Genomic DNA, 22,821 nt, shown 5'->3' with positions numbered 1-22,821 from the left:
GTGTTCAGTCCTTGAGCACGACGATCCGATCGGGCGGGAGTCCGAGCATGCATTCGGTCCCCAGTTCAAGCCCGACGACCTTGAAGACGCGTGCTCTTAAAGTCAATCCGCCTGCATCAAAATCGATCAGGCTTTTAGCTCCATGAAATTCGATGTTCGTCACAACGGCTCGCAGTAAATTGTCTTCGGGAAACGACGTCCCCATGGACATCGTGATCTGCTCCGGGCGAATTGCCAGGGTCGAGTCCTTGTTCAGAGGGCCAAGTCGACTTTTGGGGGTTGGCTGCGACAAAATGCGATATTCTCCATGCAGCGTCTGAAACTCCGGGAGTGCGGCATCTGATGAACTGATCCGACGTGCCCGAATCAAATTTGTCTCGCCCGTCAAACGGGCAACGAGCGCCGTGTCCGGCCTTTCATAAATATCCTTTGGCGTTCCGGTTTGTTGAGCATAGCCCTCGCCGATAATTAGAACCGCATCGGCCAATGACGCCAAAAGGTCGAACGAGTGGGAAGCGACAATAGCGATCCTTGTGGGCGTCATCCAGGTTTTTAGATCCCGCAGAAGTGAGGTCCGGGTATCGCTGTCAACTTGTGTAAATGGATCATCGAGCAGGGCAACCGTTTGAGAGCTTTGAATGAAGTTCTCAAAGGCAGCTCGTTGCGTTTCGCCCTGAGAGAGATGTTTGGCACTAAATATGTTTTTCCAGAGTATCGCAGGGGTGTCAGTGAGTAGGTCAAAGCCGCGAGCCTTTCCTTTGGCTGTAACGTCAAGTGAATCGAGGAATATCTGCCCGCTGCTAAGTGGAAGGTGTCCGGCAATCGCTTTCAAGAGTGATGTTTTTCCGGATCCTAAAGCTCCGCAGATACCGAATATCTTACCCGTTGGAGCTTCCAGATCAATATCCCTTAGGATCCATCGATTCCCAACCCGGAGCGAGAGATTTATGATCTTTAGGGACATTGGCGGCGAAAATGAAACAAATATGGGGATTTTACGTGCAAAGAAAAGTATGCTGTCGTCATCGAATTAATGCAAGTATAATGGCAAAAGGGATGACAGAAAAAAAGAAGAGCATTACGAGGAAGGTTGTCCACGCGGGCGGGTGGCAAATCGCAAAACGGGTCGCGAAGACGATTCCATTTGGCGGTACGTTTATTGCCGTGATCCTGGTCGGAACTGATGTTAAGAATAAAGGGTTGATCGCCGGTGTTATCAACTCGGGGATAGACGCTATCCCGTTCGTCGGACTTGCGAAAAATGCGGTAGAACTGGTTCGGGGTGATTTTATCCCCGACAAGAATAAGAAGGTATAGATGCAAATGAGAATGTCTCACGTTAATAAGCTGGCTTATGTGTTTCTCGCGGTCATTGTCGGAGTGGCTGGGGCGAACGGTCAGGCAACGAAGCCTAAGCCGAAACCGCTCGCTACCCCGCCGCCAACCGCAGAGGTGATCAGTCGTGCCGGCGATTATGTCGAGCTTCCGCCGCTCGTATCCGTACCGACCGAAAAGACAGCCGAGCAGCCGACAGTTTCGGATGCCGACCGGATCAAGGAACTAACGGACCGGATCAAAAAGCTCGAATCTGCCCAGAAGGTAGATAAGGACGAAAAGCAAAAGCGGCTCTTGCTCAACCTTGATATTCTGACCCGATCGGAGCAGCGGAGCGAATCACTTCGTAAACAGCTTTTTGAGATGATCGAAAAGGAAAATACTGTGAAGACACGGCTCGATCAGCTCGAGATCGACATTCGCCCTGAGTCTATTGAGAGGACCTTGCAGCTCAACGGATCAATGAGGCCCGAGGAAGTTCGCGAGAACCGCCGTAAAAGCCTTGCTGCTGAACGGGGAAACCTTCAGAGCCTGCTCGCAGAGATCCAAAATACAAAGAGCAACATCAACGTGAATCTTCAAAAATCCGAGGCAATGGTCGAAAAGATACGGACGAAGCTCGAAAAAGATATCGATGATTCGTTTCTAAAAGACGCCGATCCGCAAAATTAAATAGATACCCCTATGCCGTGAATGCCGTTAACAGCATTCACGGCCTTTTTCGTTACTCGTAACGCAGGCATTCGATCGGATCGAGTCTCGAAGCCTTGCGCGCAGGCAGCACGCCAAAAATGAGTCCAACTCCAACCGAGGTTCCGAGGCCCGCGATAACCGCCCACGCCGGCACCTGGGCAGGAATGCTTGGCACTAGCAGCATTATTAGATTACTGATACCGATCGCGATCACCACGCCGATCACCCCGCCGAAAAATGTAAGCGTCATTGCTTCGAGCAGGAACTGAAGCACGATCGCCGATTTTGTTGCTCCTATAGCCTTACGAATACCGATCTCTTTTGTTCGTTCGGTAACCGACACGAGCATGATGTTCATCACACCGATCCCGCCAACCAGCAGGCCGAGACAGGAAATGGCAATAGCTGCCAGGCCGACACCGCCAATGATACTGTCGAACTGTGCGATAAAGCTGTCTGCCGTCTTCACATCAAAATCGCTTGGTTCGCCGTACTTGACGTTCCGACGCTGCCTTAAAATACCTTCTACCTCAGCAACTGCATCCTTTAGCTGACCTTGCTTAGCCTGAATGACGAAAAGCTCTTCCTTACGCTCGGGAGCGACCTTTCTAGCGGTTCGAAATGGAAGGAAGACCTTGCGGTCTTCTTCATTTTCGCCAAAAAACCCAGCCTTTCGCTTTTCGATCACGCCTATGATCTCCCAGGTCTCGCCGTTCATCCGGACGACTTTTCCGACCACATCATCTTCCTTGCCAGGGAAGAGCGCATCGACACAATTGACGCCGACGACCAGAACGTTTCGCCGTTGCTGATTGTCGGCTTCGGTGATGAATCGACCGGCTTTCAACACTAGGTTGGTCAATTCCATATGATTCGGCGTAACGCCGTCGGTCAGTGCCCAGCGGTAATTCTTGCCTTCGTAGATCAGATTGTCGTCAAAGCCGCCGTTAAACGAGCCAATGCGCGGTGCGACGAGTGAGATGTCATTTATCGCCGTCGATTGGGCGAGTATGGCTTCAGCGTCTTGATCGGTCAGTGGTTTGCGGTTTCTTTCGTCGCGACTCGCTCCGCCGAATCCAGTTGTCAGATGAAACGCGTAGATATTGTTAGTGCCATATTCCTCTACGATCGCAACCATCGACCCGCGAACGCCCGTCAATATCGACGCCACGACGATCGCCGTGATCACACCGACGACGATCCCGATGATCGTCAGAGCCGAACGGAATTTATGCGACCGAATCGAATCCATCGCCATCTTGAGCACTTCGTAGGGTAAGGATGTAGTAAATCGCATAAGTAGTTATTGGCTACAGAGAACACAGAGTTAAGAAGTAGGCTGACCAATAGATCGAAAACTCTCCGTGTCCTCGGTGGCCAACTAATTCTGAGTCAAAGCAACGATCGGGTCCAACCTAGCGGCCTTCCAAGCGGGATAGAGCCCGGCGACGCCGCCGATGATGCTGGAGACACCGACGGACAAAATGATGTAGCTTATCGTTATCCGCATTGTAATGCCCGCAAGCAGCGTGACCAGTTCCGTCACGCCAACGGCGAGAATGAGCCCGATTATTCCACCCAGAACGCAAAGCAGAGCGGATTCGATAAGGAATTGCAGCAATATCTGCTGTCGCGTTGCTCCCAAAGCCTTCCGCAGGCCGACCTCGAAGGTTCGTTCGGTGACCGAGACGAGCATGATATTCATCACGACGATGCCGCCGACGACGAGGATGATCATCGTGATCGGAATGACAACAGCCGCGATCGCACCGGTGAATTGATCGATCTGGCTTCCCAATTCCTTTGTGTTGACGAGGCCGAACGTGTCCTCGTCACTGCCTGAAAGGCCGCGGCGGTTGCGGAGCAGCAGTTTGGCTTCATCGATGGCGGCGTCAAACGTTTCGGCCGAGCGGCCTTTGCCGTGGATCGTCAGCCCGTTATCACCGGTTCCGAAGATCTGAGAGTGAAGCGTGATCGGTATATATATCGCACGGTTAAATGACGCTCCGGGCAAACTGCCGCGTTTATCTTCCACACCAACGATGGTCAGCGGCAGGCCCCGCAGCTTTATCGTTTTCCCCAGTGCCGAGGCGTTGCTGAAGTATTTTTCACGGACATCGTCGGCGATAACGCAGACGTGTGACGCTCGTTTCTCCTCCTCTGGGGAGATGAACCGGCCCTCGATGATATTTTTATCCTCGATCACCTCAAAATTTGACGTAACCCCGTTGATCGAGACGGAGGGCATTTCGACGCCATTTTCACTGAAGTCGGCACTATTGAACATCTGAGCACCAACTTCAGAGCAGTTCGTGCAATTCTCTTTTATGTATAGATATTCATTCCAGTTTGGACGTTTGTTACGGCGGTTTGCACGTTCAAAGGCATCATCCGCCATGCGTCCTGAAAAGGCCATTCGGGCGATCATGAAGTGATTTGTTCCCAGTACTTTAGAGATCTGTGTGGAAACATACGCATTTAATCCGCTGATCGAAGCACCAACGACGACGACGGCCGCCACGCCGATTATGATCCCGATCAGCGTCAAGAAGGCGCGAAGCTTGTGCTCGAGGATCGATTTAACTGCGATCGCGCAGGCATCAAAATAGAATGAGTAAAGCTGTCTCATGAAAAAAAGATCACGTTAAACGTTTTGATACCGTTCCCATAAAGGCAAATATATCGAAAATCGAAGTCAGGTAAAGTGACATGATTGGTAACGTAAACCAATGTCGGATTGTTCAAAAAAATATGAACGGCGGCGACGAGTCATGGTGCCAACCGCTTCCGATTGTGCGACTTTTGAGGCGGCGTGTTATATTTATAGTTTGTTTATTAATCCAAACGCGAAAGAGAGGAACTCAAATTGAGCGTCTTAGTCGATAAAAATACACGCCTGATCGTTCAGGGAATTACGGGTAAAGAAGGCACGTTCCACATGCTGCAAATGCGTGATTACGGCACTAATATCGTCGGCGGCGTCACGCCCGGCAAGGGCGGAAGCTCGCACGAAGGCGTTGCGGTTTTTAACACCGTCGCCGATGCGGTCAATGAAACCGGAGCGAATGCGTCGGTCATCTACGTACCGCCTGCATTTGCTGCGGACGCGATCATGGAAGCTGGCGATGCCGGAATTCCGTTGGTCGTCTGCATTACTGAGGGAATTCCGGTTGCGGATATGGTCAAGGTGAAGGAATACCTTCGCGACCGCAATACCCGCGTGATCGGCCCGAATTGCCCCGGCATTATTTCGCCCGGAAAGTGCAAGATCGGCATAATGCCCGGACATATTCATAAAGAAGGCCGCATCGGCGTCGTTTCGCGTTCGGGAACGTTAACGTATGAAGCTGTCGGCCAATTGACCGCTCTCGGACTCGGCCAGTCGACCGCCATCGGTATCGGCGGCGATCCGATCATTGGTACGAATCACACGGACGCTCTTAGGCTCTTCCAGGAGGACGATGAAACCGACGCGATCGTCATGATCGGCGAGATCGGCGGAACTGCGGAAGAAGATGCTGCGGCATACGCAAAAGATCACGTAACCAAACCGATCGTCGCCTTCATCGCCGGCCAAACCGCACCTCCGGGACGCCGCATGGGCCACGCCGGTGCGATCATCTCGGGCGGAAAGGGAACTGCGGCAGAGAAGATGGCGGCTTTGACGGCAGCCGGAATTCGCGTCGTGCAGTCGCCGGCGGATATTGGGCAGGCGATCGTTGACGTTTTGCGATAGATATTCGCATGAGCTTTTCACATTCGTTCACGGTGAAAGACGGCGAGATCGACGAGCTTGGACACGTGAACAACGTCGCCTATTTGCAATGGGTTCAAGACATTGCGGTCGCACATTGGAATGCTGCGGCGACAGACGAACATAAAGAGCGATTCATCTGGGTCGTCGTCAGGCACGAGATAGATTACAAACGACCGGCGTTCGCGGGGGAAGAAGTTACCGCCGAAACGTGGGTGGGCGAATGGACGTCAGTGACATGCGAGCGGTTTACTGAGGTGCGACGCGGTGACGCGGCACTCGTGAAAGCAAGGACGCTTTGGTGCATGTTCGACCGCCAAAAGAATCGGCCGGCTAAGATCGGCCAAGATCTGATAGATCGATTTATTTAAGGGAAAGTATAAATAGTAATGAGTAATTTAACATTTGGAATTATCAAACCCGACGCAGTTCGCGCCGGAAATCATGGCAAGATCGTTGACCGCATTTTGGCGGCTGGTTTCAAGATCCGCGGGATGAAGCTTATCCATCAGTCGCTAAAGCAGGCTGAGGGTTTTTACGCAGTTCATTCCGCACGTCCGTTCTTTGGCGAACTGACCGAATTCATGTCGAGCGGTCCGTGCGTCGTTCTCGCTCTCGAAAAAGAGAATGCGGTACCGGCCTGGCGTGAACTGATGGGAGCGACAAATCCGGCTGAAGCGGCTGACGGTACTCTGAGAAAGGACTTTGCCTCGTCAATAGGCGAGAACGCCGTTCACGGCTCGGATTCAGAAGAAAATGCGGCCATCGAGATCGCGTATTTCTTCAGCAAACTTGAATTAGTTTAACCGTTAAAGTATAAAGGTTGCAGAAAGTTACGGGAAAGTTTGGAAGTTGTTAAGTGCTGAGTTCTCGATCTCGGTTTGGTTAGAGTGCTTTACAAAACCCGTAACTCTGCAACCCACATAATTTTAAGGACGATAGACTATGAAAAAGTGCCCGACTTGCGAAAAGACATTTGAAGATTCGATGCGGTTTTGCCAGGTGGACGGAACGCCCCTGATAGAGGACGCTCCGGCCTTTGATCCGTATGCGACCATAGTTGCCCGTCCGATCCCGGCGGAGCCAGTGGTCGAACCTGTACCCGAGCCCGATGAACTGGTTGCAGAAACCGCTCCGGATCCTGCGATCCACCACACGGTTGGTTCGATCCCTATTGGCGAACCCGATGATGTCTTGGACCTGCCGTCGAGCGATCCTCTTAAGACGATGTACGTCTCTGAAGCCGAGATGCAGTCGGCTTTGAGTAATGCGGACATCATGGAGATCCCGCCGATCGAGGAAGTTTCGCAGCCGGCACCGCCGAGCTTTATCGCTCCGGAACCAGCTCCGTCACTCGATCCACCGCCATCGCCTTTCGAGCCGGCACCGCCACCGTCGCCTTTTGCGGCGGAAAGTATACCGTCAGAAGCTGAGCCACCGGTTTTCCAAGAGCCCGCTGCTGCTCCGTCCACCTTCGAAGAGCCTGCACAGATCAACTTTGACGAAGCTGCGACGATGATCCAGCCGTCATTTCAGTCGCCGTTCGATCAACCGGCACCTCCGACATCGCCGTTTGAACCGGCTCCGGCCGCGGCACCCATTGAGCAGTGGACTCCGCCGCCTGCTCCTGAAGCGAGTTGGCAGAACCAGGAGATCGGATCAAATACACCTTTTCAGCCGCCTCCGACTGGTGCGGCGGGTCAGAACAAAACGCTCGCCATCGTCTCGTTAGTGCTTGGAATTTTGAGTTTCTTATGCTGCTCTAGTTTGTTCGTGGTAGGCGTGGCGGCAGTTATTACCGGTTTTATGGCCCGAGGCAAGGCTAGCAGTAATCCTAATGAGTTCGGTGGGGGCGGCCTGGCTTTAGCGGGAATTATTTTGGGAGGTTTGAGTCTCCTGATCGGTGGAGCATACTGGATACTTGTTCTTTCGGGAGCGGTTTCGATTCCTAATTTCTAACGTATGTCAATAATTTCAGAAGTACTTCAGTCAACGGTCGCGGTTCTCAAGGGTATGAAACGTACCATTTCAGAGATACCGCGTCAAAAATGGACGGTACAGTATCCTGACGTGCCTATTACCGTTCAACCGCGTTACCGAGGTCAGCACCTGCTGCACGTTGACGAGAACGGAAAAGAAAAATGCGTTGCATGCTACCTTTGTGCTGCTGCATGCCCGTCGGAATGTATCTACATAGAAGCCCAGGATGACGCTCGTCCCTACGCCGAACGTGTTGGCCGCGACGAGCGGTATGCAAAGGTCTATAACATTGATTATGGCCGCTGTATTTTCTGCGGCTTCTGCGTCGAAGCGTGCCCGAAGGACGCGATCACTCACGGCTACAATTTTGAACTTTCAGTCTACAACCGGGCCGATCTACTTAAAACAAAGGATGATCTGCTTATAACTAAGCAGAAGCAATCTAAGAATTACCGGGTCGCACTCTCAGGCGAAGATGTGGATTCTGAATATAAGGAAGTTTAGTCGGCCGTTTTTCCCCCGATTTTGAATGCGAAAAAGCCCGTTCTCTTGAGCGGGCTTTACAAATTGGCATGGCGACATTGGAAGAACTACCCCCAACACAGAAGGGAAGACACCATGAGATACGGGCGCGTGGGCTTCGGGAATTTGCCGGGCTGACACGCGATGATCAGCCTTTGGATCCGTTCGCTCTTGCTCGCTTTGCCAACCTTATCGTTGCGTCTTTCGATCAGATCGAACCGCTTCTGACTGAGGAAACGAAGGCTCATTTGATCGGCACTGGCAAGGATTCATGGTCAGGCGGTGCGGCGTCCCATACGCTGCCCGATGGATCTAAGCTCATCATTCTAAATCCGACACATCCAAAGACGCGGCAGAACGCGACGCTGATGGAAGAAGTCTGCCATGTTTTCCTCGGCCACAAGCCCAGCCGCTTAGCGATAGAGAACAAGACGAGGGACGGTAAGATAATTGCCCGCGATTATAATCACGCGATCGAGGAAGAGGCCTATTCGACCGGAACGGCCGCCCTGGTTCCGTTCACGGCTCTTAAGCGCATGGTCAGCGAGGGCAAGACGATTCGTGAGATCGCAAGACATTTTGGCGTAAGTCCGGCGTTGGTTGAGTTCCGGATCAAAGTGTCCCGGCTTTGGGACTTATATGCGGCGAGTGTTTTTGGCGACTAACCGTGTATAATTAGCGTTTATCAAACTCCGCCATGGATAATCCAGTACAAAATCCTTTTCCCGAAAAAAAGCTCTCCACGGTCGATAAACTGCGGATGCTCCTCGAGATCACAAAGACGATCAGCCGCTCGCTCGATCTAGATGAGGTCTTAAATCTTGTGATGGATACACTTGGCTCGCTCCTGCCATATGACGCGGCAGGAATATATCTGATCGAGTTCAGCCCCATTGACGGCAGTCCGTATATATTCAGATCGAAAGCGATCCGCGGATATCAGATCAGTTTTGAGCTGATAGAGCCGCGTTTAAAGATGGGCGAAGGATTTCTGGGAACAGTCGCACAGTCAGGTAAGCCGATCATTTGCCACGATGTGAGTAAAGATCCGAGGTATTTTGCGGCTCGAGAGCTAACAAGATCGGAAATGTTGGCGCCGATAATCTCAAACGACCGCGTGATCGGAGTGTTCGATCTTGAAAGCGACCATTTGGACGCGTATTCGGATGATGATCTCGCAGTTTTGCAGTTATTGACGTCTCAGGTTGCGATAATTATCGAGAAGGTCTGGCTGCACGAGCAGGTCGTTCAGAAGAAACGGCTGCAGGCCCAGCTTGAGATCGCACGGCAAGTGCAGTTAGAACTCTTGCCTTCGAATGATCCGGTGGTCGAGAATTTCGATATCAGCGCTTACGTATTTCCAACAGAAGAAGTGTCCGGCGACTACTATGATTGGGTTCAGGTTTTTCAGGATCAGATAGGCATCGTCGTAGCCGATGCCGTCGGGAAAGGAATTCCGGCAGCCTTGCTTATGGCGTTCCTGAGGGCGTCTCTACGGTCCTGCGCTCAGATCGGATATGCCCCGCATATTGCTTTCTCTAAGGTCAGCAGCCTGCTTCGCGGGTCGATCGAGGACAATAAGTTTATCACGGCGATCTACGGCATACTGGATTCGACCAACAAATCATTTGTATTCTCAAACGCCGGCCACAACCCGCCTCTCCTTATCAAACCAAGCGGTGAGTATCGCTACGTAGAATATGGCGATATGGCCTTAGGAATGTTTGACGATCTGCACTATCATCAGCATTTTATTAGGTTTGAGCCGGGCGAGATCATGGTGATCTACACCGATGGAATTACAGAGGCTACGAATCCGACAGGCGAAGAGTATGGCCAGGAAAGGCTTGCGAAAAGGGTTCTCGACGGCTTTAACCTGTCCGCGAAAAAACTGATCGACCACATTCGGAAGGGGGTTGATGATTTTACCGAGCGGAAATTCCTGGATGACGACGGCACGCTATTTATCATCAAGGCAAATTAAAAATGAGGCAAAGTCAGTGCCTTTGCCTCATGAGCGTTACTTCAGTTGTCAGGAAATTGTAAACGGCCTAGTGGGCTGTGAATGAGCAATGGAGATTGTCTCCACCGGGAACGACCGGAGTTGAATAATGGCCGTAATCTATCTTGTCATTGTCGGTTGAGAAAGCATAAATATCAAACCCGTAGGCATCGAGAAAATCGGTCAGTTCCTCGGAACGATCGATATAAACGGTCTCGCTGAAGCCCAGTTCTTTTCTTATTTGTAAAAGCCGCTCAATTACCTCAAGCGGTGCGAAACATAGATCTGGATCTTTAAAAGTCGCCATAAATTAACCCGCCTTGTATGCATCTCGACATCTACCGGACGCATCTGATTAGATAACGAAATTCGGAAAAAGGTTGTTCAGTGTTCTTTACATTTTTTCGGGAATAAGAATTCGCGTTCCTGGCACAAATAGGTTGTGTTTTACAGGGTTTCAGATTAAACTTCAATAGATAAAGGCTCTTCCCAAGGAGAAAAGTAGAATGAAACGTACCAATTTGCACGCGATTCTCGCAGTCGTAGTAGGACTTTGTGTGTCTTCAGGTGTGCTAGCGCAGGATTCGCGACGGAATATTCCTGCCGCTGACAAATTTGTTATCTCTGCAAGGGCCGGAGCAGTAAATTACGTCGAGGGTGCCGTATCGATCATCAGGGCTGCCGGCAAGAGCGGTGTTTTACTCAAGCGTGATGTGGTCGAGGTCGGTGACCGCGTTACCACGGGTACGGACGGTAAGGCTGAAGTGCTGCTAAATCCGGGATCTTTCATCCGTTTAGGAAAAAACTCCTCGTTCGAATTTGGCACGACCGATCTCGAGGATCTTCAGATTCGACTCGATTCTGGAAGCGCGATATTCGAGGTGTTTGCCGATGACGAATTCCGCGTATCGGTTTTCACTCCGAAAGGTAAGGTCGCTCTGATCGACACCGGTATCTATCGGGTTGATGTATCAACCGATGGAACGGCTATGCTTTCGGTAACGAAAGGAAAGGCTGAGGTTGGCGAAACGATCGCCACGATCGTTAAAGACGGTCGTACCGGCTCAGTCGGAACCGACACGGTCGCGATCGCGAAATTCGATAAAGACAAACGTGACGAGCTTGCAGAATGGAGCAGACAGCGTTCGAAAGATCTAACAAAAATGAACTCTGCTCTCAACGGGACATTGTTGAGCAATTCGCTTTTGAATGGCTTCCGTCGCGGAGCATGGGGAATGTACGATTCCTTTGGGCTTTGGGTCTATGATGCAGCTTTCGGCGGTTATTGCTTCTTGCCTTTCGGTAACGGATGGCGATCACCTTATGGCGGCTGGTACGGAAATGGCATTTATCCATATTGGCCGGGCTTCTATAATCCTATAGGAGGCGGCGGATATGTTCCTTCGGGAAAAGTCTCGACCCGTACTCCGAGAGTTGATAACCCCGGCGGCGGCTCGGGCAAGGTATCAACCCGAAATCCAGGAGGAAGCGGTTCTGATGACGGTTCGAGTAAGATATCGACACGTTCGACTGAGCGAAACTCGTACGAACCGCCGCCGTTTACCAAAGTCGGACGCGGCAGCGACGTTGGAGTTGGTTTTGGTGGCGGAAGAATTGATACGAAGGGGTCGGATTTCCCGGCCGACCGCTCGACGCCATCGTATTCGGTTCCGTCGTATTCGCCTCCGGTTTCTTCTCCGCCTCCGCCACCGCCTGCGACAAAAGTCAGCACACGGGATAACTAGAAAGAGGAACAACTGATCCTTGGAAAGCACGGAGTTCGCTTCGTGCTTTTTTATTTGATAAATGTGTCAAAAATGGCGGCGGGAGTTGTTTGTTCGGTTGGTCTAAGAAAGGGCTCTATTATCAGGATCACGGATTGGAACCCATTGAAAAGGGTGTGCAGTATGATGCACGGAAGTATATTGTTTGAGAAGACTCGCACACCTGTGAGCGTCAAGCTTAGCAGGGTCAGCAGGAATATAGTCGAGTAGCTTGGATAGTACTGGGGCACGTGAACGAGAGCGAACAGGATCGTTACGAGCACGAACGACGCTGCCACGCCGAACGCTTTTTGAAATGCTGAAAACAAAACTCCTCGATATATCACCTCTTCGATAAATGGAGCAGAAAATGTCGCAACAAAGGCGATTATGTAAACAGCCGAGCGAGAGCTGCGCAAAATACGGAGCAGGTCATTTTCTTGTTCGGGAAAAAAGGACCCGACCACGGCCGCAACAATTAGAAATGCCCCGAGAATGAAGCCGTAGTGCCACCAGCGTACGCCGCCTTTTTCCCAACCTAGCGTCTTGAGAAGCTTATATCTTCGACCCTGCGAAACAACGATCCACGCCATTAAAATGGTTAGGATATGGGCCGGTATAATGGCGATGATCTGAAGGAAGATCGCATCGGGGTCGTTCTTCGCGAACTCGACTATCTGGCCGGTGTCCGAGAGCGATATCCCCTTTGACGCAATGTATGGATATAAGAAAAATGCAGGGATGAATGCTATGAAGGCGACGCTTACCGCCCAAGTCATAACGGCTAGTGCCGCAATGACGAACCGTCTCCCGGTCTGGCCGGTTTCTACATCCGACGATGATGCGGTCGAAAAATCCGGATTGATAGACGGCGCGGTAGGTGTGCCTTCACTGTATTCTGCTTGAATTTCCACTCGTTCGAGTGTAGCCAAACGCGGCACTTCTTCCAAGTTCGACTTTTCGTTCTTGAACTTTATAGAAATACGAGATAACCTAGAATTCCGTGGAACTACACGGGAGAAACCCCCTACAAAATGTGATCGCAATTGTCCCCGCACGGTACGCGTCTACGCGTTTGCCGGGGAAAATGCTGCTTGATATCGGCGGCAAACCATTGATAGTACACACGTTAAGTCAGGCGGCGAAGGCAAAGTCGGTATCGCGTGTGATCGTAGCGACAGATGATGAGCGAATTATGAACGTCATTCGTGATGCGGGCGGTGAAGCCGTGCTGACCTCAACGGATCATAATTCCGGCAGCGACCGGCTGGCTGAGGTTGCGGAGAGCTTGCCCGAAGCCTCAATAATTATAAATGTTCAGGGCGACGAGCCGTTGATCTCGCCAGATGTTATAGATGCTGCGGTCAATGCTTTGATCTCAGACCCGCTCGCTGATATGGCGACGACCTGTGAGCCGATCACCAGCCTGTGGGAGTTGCTGAATGGAAATGCCGTAAAGGTCGTTGTCGGCGATAAAGGTTATGCGTTACATTTCTCGCGTTCGCCGATGCCTTGGCCGCGGGAAGCTTCGCTGAGGTACGGCGGTGATCCTAATCAGGCGATCGAGGAAGAGCCGGAACTCCTTTCTAACTTTCGAAAACACACCGGATTGTATGTCTATCGCCGCGATTATCTATTAAAATTCACAAAAATGCCGCAAACGCGGCTTGAGCGGTTTGAGATGCTTGAACAGCTTCGTGCCCTGGAGAACGGTGCGAAGATCAGAGTTGTTGATGTTACCGAAAGCTCTATCGGCGTTGACACCATCGAAGATCTGGAGCGTGTCAGGCGAATCGTGGAGGCTCGTGGGTGATTGGATCGGACTTGGATTCTTTGTCGTCCTGATCGTCGGAATTGCGGTCGGGCTGAAGGTTCTGAGTAAACCGCAGAAACGAACGGCGGAAGAATTCGAACGAAACGCAGCCGAAGGCATAACGATGCTCGGAGCCTCAATGAATGCGTTGAACGAACTGATGAATCCTCCGGAAGCGAAGGCAAAGGAAGTCATCGTTCAGATGAAGGAAGGGCGTTTTCAGAAGAAGAAGCGGGAAGGGAAAGCCAATTCAGCAGAGCAAGGAGAATCGAGCGAATGAATTTATCAATAATTGTGGGTGCAGTTGTTTTTCTCGGTTCCATAATTCTTAGCCAGAAACTGGCAGTTAATGCGTCTGCAAAACTCGATGATCAAACGAAACTGAAGATCGCTGAGGTTTTTCCAAAAAGGAATGTGAATTATTCGATGATCGTTTTTGGGGTCGTCATAATCTTTCTAGTCGCGTTATATCTTTGGCCCAAATATAATTTCCAGATCTCAGTTATTTATGCTATCGCTTTTTGCTTGTACCTCATTGCGAAATTGATCTTGAATGTTCGAAAGCTTGCGGAAATCGGAGCTCCCGACACCTACATTCATAGCATCAAGACTAGTTTTTGGGTATTCATCGTGGGATCGATCAGCGCTGTTGTAATTGCATTGGTAGTAAATCAAGTTCTACCTGTTAACTATTAGGAGAGAAGATGACTAAATACATATTCGTAACTGGCGGTGTTGTTTCGAGTTTGGGGAAGGGTTTGGCTGCCAGTTCGATCGGCTGCCTGCTTGAGACTCGCGGGTTGAGCGTTCAGATGATGAAGCTCGATCCTTACATTAATGTGGACCCCGGCACGATGTCGCCGTTTCAGCATGGCGAGGTCTTCGTGACCGACGACGGTGCCGAGACCGATCTCGACCTTGGGCATTATGAGCGGTTCACCAATGCCAAGCTTTCTCAGGCAAATAACTGGACGAGCGGTCGTATTTATCTCTCTGTAATCGAAAAAGAACGCCGCGGCGATTATTTAGGCAAAACGATCCAGGTCATCCCGCACATCACTGACGAGATCAAAATGGCCGTGCGAAAGGTCGCCGAGATGCACCAGCCGGACATTCTGATCGTAGAGATCGGCGGAACGGTCGGCGATATCGAATCGTTGCCGTTCCTTGAGGCGATCCGCCAGATGGGTAACGAGGAGGGCCGCAATAATGCGATCTTTATTCATGTCACGCTTGTTCCCTATATAGCTGCAGCGGGCGAACTGAAGACCAAACCAACCCAGCACAGCGTTCGCGAACTGCGGGAGATCGGTATTTCGCCTGACATTCTGCTTTGCCGCTCTGATCGTCCTCTGCCGGCTGATCTGCGGAAAAAGATCGGATTGTTTTGTAATGTTCAGGAAAATGCGGTCATTTCGGCTCTCGACGTTCCAACTATTTACGAAGTGCCTCTCGCATTTCGCGAGCAGGGCCTCGATGACCTGATCATTTCGGACCTGCATTTAACGGAACAATTCCCGACCGCTGACCTCAAACGGTGGCGCGACCTGGTCTCAACGATCAAAGATCCATCCGGCGGTTCGGTGAAGATCGCGATCGTTGGTAAATATGTAGAGCTCGAAGACTCGTATAAATCACTGCGTGAAGCCCTGACGCACGCTGGTGTAGCAAATAATCTTCGCGTGAATGTTGCGTGGATCGAGTCGGAAAACCTGGTTAAAGAAGATTACGAAAACGAATTGCAGGATTTTGACGCGATACTTGTGCCCGGCGGATTCGGCAAACGGGGCATCGCCGGAATGCTGAAGGCGATCAAATATGCTCGTAAGTCGGGAACGCCGTATTTCGGCATCTGTTTGGGAATGCAGACGGCTTGTATCGAGTTTGCTCGGAGCGTTTGTGGTCTAAGGGATGCTGATTCGACTGAATTTAACGAGGAAACTCCGTTTCCGGTCATCTTCAAACTGCGCGATCTCGTTGACGTCGATGAACTCGGCGGCACGATGCGTCTAGGAAGTTATCCATGTTTACTTAAAGAAGGCTCGTTGGTCAGCGAGATCTATCACGGTGCGGCCGAGATCGGTGAACGGCATCGGCACAGATACGAATTCAATCCCGAATATAGGCAGGCCCTCGAACGCGAAGGCCTCATCTTCAGCGGCATCTCGCCTGACGGCAAATTTGTCGAGATGGTCGAGTTGCCTCGCGAGACGCACCCGTACTTCGTCGCATGCCAGTTCCATCCCGAATACAAATCAAAGCCTCTCGCGGCACATCCGTTGTTCGTCTCGTTTGTAGAGGCCGCATGGAAAAACCGCATGCGAAGCGAAAACCTGGAACATGATGTCGTAAGTGATAAACATCTCGAATTACCCGAACATGTTGAGATTGGCACCGAGGAATAAGTCGAGTAATTTGTGGAAGTTAAACACTGTTCATCGTTTGTCATGACCTGTGATGCGTGTAATTCTTCTAACACACGGCGGTGCCGAACTTGTCATAAAAGAGATCTGCTCTAAGCCTGATCTCGAACTCGTTGGAGTTTTTATCGAGTCAAAACAGACGCCGGAGCGGTCTTTCAAGGAAAAGTTGAAGCGCTCGATCAAATACGACGGTTATTTTGAAACGATAAAGAAATTCGGCGATAAATTGGTGGGAAAGAACAGAACAGTCGAAGAATCGCCAACCAAAGGAAATCCGACAGCGGAGGCCGCGAAGAGTCTCGGTGTTCCGGTTCAAGTTTTGGACGATTATCATTCAGATGATTCGCTAGAGAAGATCCGTAACGGAAACGCGGATCTCGGCATCGTTTTCGGTACAAACATCATAAAAGAATCAGTTTTCGGCATTCCGAGGCTTGGTTCTATCAACCTTCACCAAGGGCTCGCTCCGTTTTATCGCGGCGGGCCACCTGTTTTTTGGGAATTGTTTAATGATGAGAAAGAGGTCGGGCTGACGGTTCATTTTGTGGCTTCGAAGGTCGATACGGGCGACATCGTCTTGCAGAAAACAGTGCCGCTCGCTTATGACTTTGGATACGGCGATGACTTTCAGGCATTCATCGATGATTATCGACTAGAACTGCGAAAAGATTGTGCGGAAATGGTCGCGGAGGCGGCCGCGATGATCGCGAGCGGAGAATTTCCGCGAATCGCTCAGGACACGACGCTCGGTAAACGATATCGTTTGCCGATAAAAAGCGAGAAAGACGAAATGCGGCGACGTTTGGCGAGGAGGAAGGCTTGATCAAACAGGCGGCACTCAATTTACTCGTCGGAGCAGACGTCTTTTCACTGTTTCGGTTCATCAACCGCTCGAAACTGCCGATACTGATGTACCATCGCTTCAGCGAAGGCGAGGAATGGGGCAAGACTTCGCTTAAGACATTCGAGACACACCTAAAATATCTAACACGCCACTACAAAATCATCTCACTTAGCGATGCGGTGAGGTATTTCAAAGAGGGCAATTTGCCGAATCGCTCCGTCGTACTCACCATAGATGATGGTTATCAAGACTTTTTCGACGTAGCCTTTCCGGTTTTGAAGAAATTTAGTGTTCCCGCAACGCTTTACGTGGTGACCGGTTTCCTAGACGAAAAATGCTGGATCTGGACGGATAAAGCCCGATATTTGTTGACAGCGACGAAGTCGGAGCGTTTGTCCGCTACGATCGGCACAAGGACATTCGATGAAAAGCTCGGCGATCGCAATTCGCGGCTGGAGCTTGCCGGTAAGATAAATTCCGAACTAAAAAAGCTGCCGGATCTTGAGAAAGACTTAGTTTTGACGGAGTTGGCCAAATCGCTTTATGTTCAGCTCGACGATATGCCGCACTCCGAATTCGGCCCGATCTCCTGGGATCAGGCAAAAGAGATGTCATCTGCTGGGATCGAGATCGGTTCTCACACGGTAAGTCATCCGATCCTAACCAATGTTGATGGCGATACCTTGTCTGACGAACTCGCAACGTCGCGGACGATCCTGCAAGACCATCTACAAACCGACAAACTCCACTTCTGCTACCCCAACGGAAACGTTTCCCGGCGTGAACGCGATGCCGCTGAAAAAGCCGGCTACGCGTCTGCCGTGACGACTGAGATCCGCATTTGCGAAAGCTCGGATGATCGATTCCTGTTTCCAAGGATCGACGCCGAGCCTCAGATAGAACGATTGATCCAATCGACGAGCGGGTTTGACGCGTTCAAAGCGAAATACCGATAGTTCCTTGCCATTTCATTACTTCCGCATTTCTCGGTTATCATATCCTCAATGGCAACCAACGGTTCTTTTAGAGTAGGGGGTGTCGCCTTTGGCGGCGGGAAGCTAACGTTCATCCTCGGGCCCTGTGTGGTCGAGTCGTCGAAACACGCTCTTTTTATGGCGCAGGAGATCAAGGATATTTGCTCCCGCACGGGCGTTGATTTTGTTTATAAATCTTCTTTCGATAAAGCAAATCGGAGTTCGATCGAGAGCTTTCGCGGTGGCGGGATGGAATTTGGCCTTGAGGTTTTGGCTCAGGTCAGGGATGAGATCGGTGTTCCGGTGATTACGGACGTGCATGAGCCGTGGCAGGCGGAAAGGGCGGCGGAGTTTGTAGATATGCTTCAAATCCCGGCGTTTTTGTGCCGTCAGACTGATCTTTTAGTTGCTTCCGCAAAAACGGGCAAGGCTGTGAATGTTAAGAAAGGACAGTTTCTGGCTCCGTGGGATGCTAAAAATATTGTCGACAAGCTGAGCGAAGCAGGATGCGAAAAGATCCTTCTGACCGAACGTGGAGCGAGTTTTGGATACAATAATCTGGTCGTCGATCTTCGCTCATTTCCGATCATGCGGTCTTTCGGGGTGCCGGTCGTCTTTGACGTAACGCACTCGCTGCAACTTCCCGGTGGACTTGGCAAGGCAACGGACGGACAGGGGCAATACATCGAAAACTTTGCTCGTGCAGGTGTTGCCTGCGGTGTGGATGCTGTTTTTATGGAAGTCCACGACGATCCCGCAAAGGCGCCGAGCGATGGCCCGAACCAGTTGCCGCTCGCCAGATTGGAAAAATTACTTTCTAAACTGAAACAGATACACGAGATCGTTGACTAAACCAAAGACGCTCATGAAACAATACTATTTCGCGATACTCGCTTTAATTTTCAGTTTTCAACTTACGGCCCTTGCTCAGGATACGGCTCGTACTGCCCCGGCCACCTGGCAGGTGCAGAAATATGACATCGATGTCACGCTGCCGCAGGAGAATGCCCGGGTCGTTACGGCGAAAGCGGTGTTGAGGGTCAAGAATATCTCTCGCGGCCCGGCGTCGACACTTACACTTCGTATTTCGCCTTTGGCTGAGGTCACGGCGGTAAAGTTGAACGATGCTACAGCTGATTTCGCCAAAAATGAAGAGAAGATCGCGGTAGGAACGCTCCAGAGGATCCAAACCAGATTTGGAGCCGTCCCGGCGGACGGTTTGCTGACGGTTTCGGTCGATTACAAGCTGACGCTTAAGGACAATACAGCCGTTGGGTCGGTTTCGGCGGGTTCATCACAGCTTTTGCCGCTTTCATATTGGTATCCGACGCCGAACAGCTGGTTTTTCCCAAGAGGAGCAGACATGGCGCCTACGCGGATCAAAGTCACTAGTCCGGGCGGGGCAGTTACGGTTTCGTCCGGAACCGAAGCCTCGGGAGTTTTCGATCAGAGGTTAAAGGTACAGCCGTTTTTTATCGCGGGCTCGTGGGATGTCGCAAATTTGTCAGGCGTTTCGGTCTACATGCCGAAGGAAACCGGGCCGGATGGCCAGAAACGGGCGGCAGAACTCGCCGCCTTATATTCGGACGCCAAGACGTTTGTTGCCGGAATGCTCGGAAAAACACCGGACGTACCGTCGAGGATCGTCGCCGTTCGGCGCGGAGCAGGTTTCGGGAGCGGTGGAACCGTCTTGGTTGACGAAGCGCTTTTTCGCCGTTCGAAGATAGATTCGCTGACGGCAATGAATATTGCCGAGGCGGTGACGAAGCTCTGGCTCGGGAATGCGGTCGCGGTCAGCGGCGAAGGTCATGGAATCGTTAGCGAAGGCCTTTCGCGGTACATCGCAACTCAGTTTATCGAGAGCAGATACGGCAAAGACATTGGTGATATCGAACGCCTCAGGCAGAGAACCGCTTATTCGGCAGTTTCGAAACGTGACGCCCCGATGACCACCGTTGCCCCGATCGACGATTATTATTATCCGGTCGTCGCAAACAAAGGGGCGATGGCTTGGCGGATCATCGCTAAACGTGTCGGAGCGAGTGAATTTGCCGATTCTCTGCGTAAGAACAGCCAGGACGGGGAATTGACGGTCGGTGAGCTCCGCGCGGCATTTTCTTCTCAAAAAGAAGTGATCGATCTGCTGTTCGATCAGATCACCGAGATGAATTTGATGGTCGGATTGCCCCAAAACGAGGCGGGACAGGTCAAGGTCGCGGTTCGCAACACTGGTTCGACGGACATTACTGTTGACGTTGTTGCAACTACGGCGAGCGGGCAGAAGATAGTTTCGCCGACATCGCTGAGAGCGACAAGCTATGGCGACGTCATATTTAAGACCAGCGAAAATATCGTACGAGTCGAGATCGACGCCGAAAAGCTTTATCCGCAGCTTGATTATTATGATGATATCTCGCCCAGAGAGTCCACTGAGAGTGATCCGCTCCTAGCTGTAAAAAGGGCGTTCGATAAACAGGACGCTCAGGGATTCGCGACTGCTGAAACGACAGCTCGGACGCTGCTTCGTGATATGCCTCGGCTGGACGATCTGCGGGTCTTATTAGGAAGAACGCTGCTTGCCGAGGGAAAAACGACCGAGGCCGAGAAGGAGTTCAAGACAGTCTTAGACGAGAAACTTCCGACCGCACGAAGCCTGGCGTGGGCGAACGTCGGCCTTGCTGAGGTCGCTGCCAAGGCAAATCAGAATGAATCTGCGATCAAATATGCCGAGACGGCGATCGCGATCGATGCCGAGTATGGTGCGAGCTTCGCGGCGCGCAATCTTCGAAGTAAGCTCGGTGTGTCTTCCACCGGAGATGCCAGCGTGAAGGCATTCTTCGCTGATTTCGACAAAGCTGCCGCTTCAAACCGTAAAGCCGAGACTGAGGCTCTGGCGATGCCTGGAGAGGTTACACGCTTTATCAGCGGCATCTCAGGCTCAACCGAGCAATGGCAGACCCAGGTGCGTCAGATCGACCGCATTGATGCCAATACGGTGCTGGTAGAGGCCAACATGACGATCAAACTACTAAATAAGGAAATCGAAACCGGGATCGCCGTGTATCGGCTGAAAAAGGTGGGATCAGGGTGGAGATTATCGGCGGTCGATATGTTCGAGGTTCGATGAAGTGCGATGATTAAAACCATATTGGTAGTTGGACTGCTGTTTCTCTGCTCCATCGCCGGATCGGCTCAGCAGGCTCGTGCCGACATCGCGGGCGAATGGCAACTTAATGCCAAGAAAACTCCGACCAAGGATTATGTCGCTGGAACCGTTTGGACCATTTCCATTGACGCGGACGTAATGAAGATTCGCCGGTCGTCCATAAAGGGTGAAGCAGAATTGAAGTTGCTCACTAATGGCAAAGGCGAGTCTAACGACATTTACGGCATAAGGAGTACGAGATCGAAAACCAAATGGGAAGGCAACAACTTGATTCGCTCGTTCTTCATGTCGTCTCCGATGGTTAGTCCTTCGAGAGCTACCGAGAATGTAGAGGTCTATCGCATTTCTAAAGACGGGAAAACCTTGACGTACGAGCTTTCCGCAAAGATGGAGGGCGGATACGGTGACCCAATCGTAGTTCGAAAGCTAATCTTCGATCGAAAACCCTGAGTCTTGATGCGTTTGGGAACTGTAAGCTAAATGGCAATAAACCTAACTGAATCGGAACTGGTCGGTAAAGCAAAGCGGATCTCGCTCATTATCATGGACTGCGACGGCGTCTTAACGGACGGCCGTCTTTTTTATGCTGCCTCGGGCGAGGAGCTTAAGGTCTTTAGTGTCCGCGACGGGCAGGGGATCGTCGATTGGCACAAAGCGGGTAACCGGTCGGGCATCATCTCCGGACGAAACTCGCCGATCGTTGAGCTGCGGGCAAAAGAACTCGGTATTGAATTCGTCTATCAGGGACGAAAAGAAAAGGTATCTGCCCTAAATGAATTGATCCTTGCCGCCGGCGTTCTACGCGAAGAAGTAGCATTTATCGGCGATGATACGCCAGATAGTGAGGTTTTCGCTTTTGTCGGGCTTGCCGTCGCGGTCGCCGACGCCCACGAGACCGTAAAGGCTGCCGCCCACTTCACCACTCGGCAGAACGGCGGCCACGGAGCTGTTCGCGAAGTTATCGATCTGATCCTTGCCTCAAAAAATACTTGAATCGAACTTGGAAGTTCGTGTATTCTGATGGCAAAGAGCGGGCGTAACTCAATGGTAGAGTGTCAGCTTCCCAAGCTGAAAGTTGCGAGTTCGATCCTCGTCGCCCGCTCCAGTACTGGTTTTCTCGAACTTTTCAAACAAATCCCGAGCGAGCTACAAGAAAAATCACTTCGCGACTTTACATTCTGTAAGATGGTGTTAGTATCTTAGTTTGCTCGAGAGAACGAGCAAAGCTTTTCAGGAAAGAAAACGTTCCCTTCAAGTAATTGAAGGGAATTTATTTCGCTCCAAAAACCGAAAAGATGGTCTTTGAATTTATGGTTCTAGTGATGCAGATCTTTTGCTGCTGAACGTTGTTATAGAGATCGGATGCCGAACTTGTTAAAAACAACTGAGGCCGCTTGACAAAGAAAAGCAAAACATAGAGAATCATTAATTGCCCCAGAGAGTAAGCGGTTCGCCGCAAGCTAAGAAAGTTAAAAACTTTCACTCTTGGGTTGACATACAGCATAGCTTCTGTATAATCAAAAGTTTCGCCCCTGGTGATGTTTTAAGGGGA

At 51.1% G+C, this 22,821-nt stretch carries 25 protein-coding genes and 1 tRNA gene; 21 read left to right on the top strand and 5 right to left on the bottom strand.

Features of this window, described 5'->3' with window-relative positions:
• Positions 1 to 4: 4 nt before the first annotated feature.
• The gene (locus IPG22_22255; GenBank protein ID MBK6590992.1) at positions 5 to 964 is read right to left on the bottom strand and encodes an ATP-binding cassette domain-containing protein; all 960 of its coding nucleotides are present in this window, start codon (positions 962 to 964) and stop codon (positions 5 to 7) included.
• 92 nt (positions 965 to 1,056) lie between these two features.
• On the opposite strand from IPG22_22255, the gene IPG22_22250 reads away from it, so the two are divergent.
• Positions 1,057 to 1,317, top strand: a complete 261-nt coding sequence (locus tag IPG22_22250; protein ID MBK6590991.1) for a hypothetical protein — start codon at positions 1,057 to 1,059, stop codon at positions 1,315 to 1,317.
• Positions 1,318 to 1,323: 6 nt separating this feature from the next.
• The gene (locus IPG22_22245; protein ID MBK6590990.1) at positions 1,324 to 2,007 is read left to right on the top strand and encodes a hypothetical protein; all 684 of its coding nucleotides are present in this window, start codon (positions 1,324 to 1,326) and stop codon (positions 2,005 to 2,007) included.
• 52 nt (positions 2,008 to 2,059) lie between these two features.
• Here IPG22_22245 and IPG22_22240 read toward each other — a convergent pair whose 3' ends face one another.
• Complete coding sequence (locus IPG22_22240) at positions 2,060 to 3,325, bottom strand: ABC transporter permease (GenBank protein MBK6590989.1); 1,266 nt, start codon at positions 3,323 to 3,325, stop codon at positions 2,060 to 2,062.
• Positions 3,326 to 3,409: 84 nt separating this feature from the next.
• Entirely contained in the window at positions 3,410 to 4,657 is a 1,248-nt protein-coding gene (locus IPG22_22235) for an ABC transporter permease (protein MBK6590988.1), read from the bottom strand.
• 237 nt (positions 4,658 to 4,894) lie between these two features.
• Between IPG22_22235 and sucD the strand changes: the two genes are divergently transcribed.
• The 7 genes from sucD to IPG22_22200 all read left to right on the top strand — a co-directional run bounded on the left by sucD (position 4,895) and on the right by IPG22_22200 (position 10,268).
• A complete protein-coding gene (gene sucD / locus IPG22_22230; GenBank protein MBK6590987.1) occupies positions 4,895 to 5,764 on the top strand; it encodes a succinate--CoA ligase subunit alpha in 870 nt (289 codons plus the stop codon).
• An 8-nt stretch (positions 5,765 to 5,772) separates the two neighbouring features.
• Positions 5,773 to 6,153, top strand: a complete 381-nt coding sequence (locus IPG22_22225) for an acyl-CoA thioesterase (protein ID MBK6590986.1) — start codon at positions 5,773 to 5,775, stop codon at positions 6,151 to 6,153.
• A gap of 18 nt (positions 6,154 to 6,171) precedes the next feature.
• Complete coding sequence (ndk, locus tag IPG22_22220; GenBank protein ID MBK6590985.1) at positions 6,172 to 6,588, top strand: nucleoside-diphosphate kinase; 417 nt, start codon at positions 6,172 to 6,174, stop codon at positions 6,586 to 6,588.
• A gap of 139 nt (positions 6,589 to 6,727) precedes the next feature.
• Complete coding sequence (locus IPG22_22215) at positions 6,728 to 7,741, top strand: DUF4190 domain-containing protein (GenBank protein ID MBK6590984.1); 1,014 nt, start codon at positions 6,728 to 6,730, stop codon at positions 7,739 to 7,741.
• 3 nt (positions 7,742 to 7,744) lie between these two features.
• Positions 7,745 to 8,266 (top strand): NADH-quinone oxidoreductase subunit I, encoded by a 522-nt coding sequence (locus IPG22_22210; protein ID MBK6590983.1) that lies wholly within the window; start codon positions 7,745 to 7,747, stop codon positions 8,264 to 8,266.
• A gap of 77 nt (positions 8,267 to 8,343) precedes the next feature.
• Positions 8,344 to 8,949, top strand: coding sequence for an ImmA/IrrE family metallo-endopeptidase (locus tag IPG22_22205; GenBank protein ID MBK6590982.1), 606 nt, complete (start codon positions 8,344 to 8,346; stop codon positions 8,947 to 8,949).
• Between the two features lie 32 nt (positions 8,950 to 8,981).
• Complete coding sequence (locus tag IPG22_22200; GenBank protein ID MBK6590981.1) at positions 8,982 to 10,268, top strand: SpoIIE family protein phosphatase; 1,287 nt, start codon at positions 8,982 to 8,984, stop codon at positions 10,266 to 10,268.
• A gap of 67 nt (positions 10,269 to 10,335) precedes the next feature.
• Here IPG22_22200 and IPG22_22195 read toward each other — a convergent pair whose 3' ends face one another.
• Complete coding sequence (locus tag IPG22_22195; protein ID MBK6590980.1) at positions 10,336 to 10,593, bottom strand: hypothetical protein; 258 nt, start codon at positions 10,591 to 10,593, stop codon at positions 10,336 to 10,338.
• A gap of 199 nt (positions 10,594 to 10,792) precedes the next feature.
• Between IPG22_22195 and IPG22_22190 the strand changes: the two genes are divergently transcribed.
• Positions 10,793 to 12,031 (top strand): FecR domain-containing protein, encoded by a 1,239-nt coding sequence (locus IPG22_22190; protein MBK6590979.1) that lies wholly within the window; start codon positions 10,793 to 10,795, stop codon positions 12,029 to 12,031.
• 50 nt (positions 12,032 to 12,081) lie between these two features.
• Here IPG22_22190 and IPG22_22185 read toward each other — a convergent pair whose 3' ends face one another.
• Positions 12,082 to 12,963 carry a CPBP family intramembrane metalloprotease gene (locus IPG22_22185; protein MBK6590978.1) on the bottom strand — a complete coding sequence of 294 codons (882 nt, stop codon included), beginning with the start codon at positions 12,961 to 12,963 and terminating at the stop codon, positions 12,082 to 12,084.
• A gap of 89 nt (positions 12,964 to 13,052) precedes the next feature.
• On the opposite strand from IPG22_22185, the gene kdsB reads away from it, so the two are divergent.
• From kdsB to IPG22_22130, 11 genes are all read left to right on the top strand, one after another.
• Complete coding sequence (gene kdsB / locus IPG22_22180) at positions 13,053 to 13,862, top strand: 3-deoxy-manno-octulosonate cytidylyltransferase (GenBank protein MBK6590977.1); 810 nt, start codon at positions 13,053 to 13,055, stop codon at positions 13,860 to 13,862.
• Complete coding sequence (locus tag IPG22_22175; protein ID MBK6590976.1) at positions 13,855 to 14,142, top strand: hypothetical protein; 288 nt, start codon at positions 13,855 to 13,857, stop codon at positions 14,140 to 14,142. The genes kdsB and IPG22_22175 overlap by 8 nt, the downstream gene beginning before the upstream one ends.
• A complete protein-coding gene (locus IPG22_22170; GenBank protein ID MBK6590975.1) occupies positions 14,139 to 14,558 on the top strand; it encodes a hypothetical protein in 420 nt (139 codons plus the stop codon). The genes IPG22_22175 and IPG22_22170 overlap by 4 nt, the downstream gene beginning before the upstream one ends.
• A gap of 8 nt (positions 14,559 to 14,566) precedes the next feature.
• Entirely contained in the window at positions 14,567 to 16,267 is a 1,701-nt protein-coding gene (locus IPG22_22165) for a CTP synthase (GenBank protein ID MBK6590974.1), read from the top strand.
• A gap of 52 nt (positions 16,268 to 16,319) precedes the next feature.
• Positions 16,320 to 17,108 (top strand): hypothetical protein, encoded by a 789-nt coding sequence (locus IPG22_22160; protein ID MBK6590973.1) that lies wholly within the window; start codon positions 16,320 to 16,322, stop codon positions 17,106 to 17,108.
• On the top strand, positions 17,105 to 18,085 hold the full coding sequence (locus tag IPG22_22155; GenBank protein ID MBK6590972.1) for a polysaccharide deacetylase family protein: 981 nt from the start codon (positions 17,105 to 17,107) through the stop codon (positions 18,083 to 18,085). The genes IPG22_22160 and IPG22_22155 overlap by 4 nt, the downstream gene beginning before the upstream one ends.
• Before the next feature lie 48 nt (positions 18,086 to 18,133).
• Positions 18,134 to 18,955, top strand: coding sequence for a 3-deoxy-8-phosphooctulonate synthase (gene kdsA, locus IPG22_22150; GenBank protein MBK6590971.1), 822 nt, complete (start codon positions 18,134 to 18,136; stop codon positions 18,953 to 18,955).
• 13 nt (positions 18,956 to 18,968) lie between these two features.
• Complete coding sequence (locus IPG22_22145; protein MBK6590970.1) at positions 18,969 to 21,230, top strand: hypothetical protein; 2,262 nt, start codon at positions 18,969 to 18,971, stop codon at positions 21,228 to 21,230.
• Between the two features lie 6 nt (positions 21,231 to 21,236).
• The gene (locus IPG22_22140) at positions 21,237 to 21,719 is read left to right on the top strand and encodes a hypothetical protein (protein ID MBK6590969.1); all 483 of its coding nucleotides are present in this window, start codon (positions 21,237 to 21,239) and stop codon (positions 21,717 to 21,719) included.
• Positions 21,720 to 21,749: 30 nt separating this feature from the next.
• Positions 21,750 to 22,262, top strand: coding sequence for an HAD hydrolase family protein (locus IPG22_22135; protein MBK6590968.1), 513 nt, complete (start codon positions 21,750 to 21,752; stop codon positions 22,260 to 22,262).
• A 37-nt stretch (positions 22,263 to 22,299) separates the two neighbouring features.
• Positions 22,300 to 22,374: transfer RNA gene (locus IPG22_22130), tRNA-Gly, on the top strand.
• The last annotated feature ends 447 nt before the right edge of the window (positions 22,375 to 22,821 follow it).

The sequence above is a fragment of the Acidobacteriota bacterium genome (genome assembly GCA_016703965.1).
Taxonomy (GTDB): Bacteria; Acidobacteriota; Blastocatellia; order Pyrinomonadales; family Pyrinomonadaceae; genus OLB17.
The sequence above is the reverse complement of the archived record's forward strand: the minus strand, read 5'-3'. Positions and strand labels throughout refer to the sequence as shown.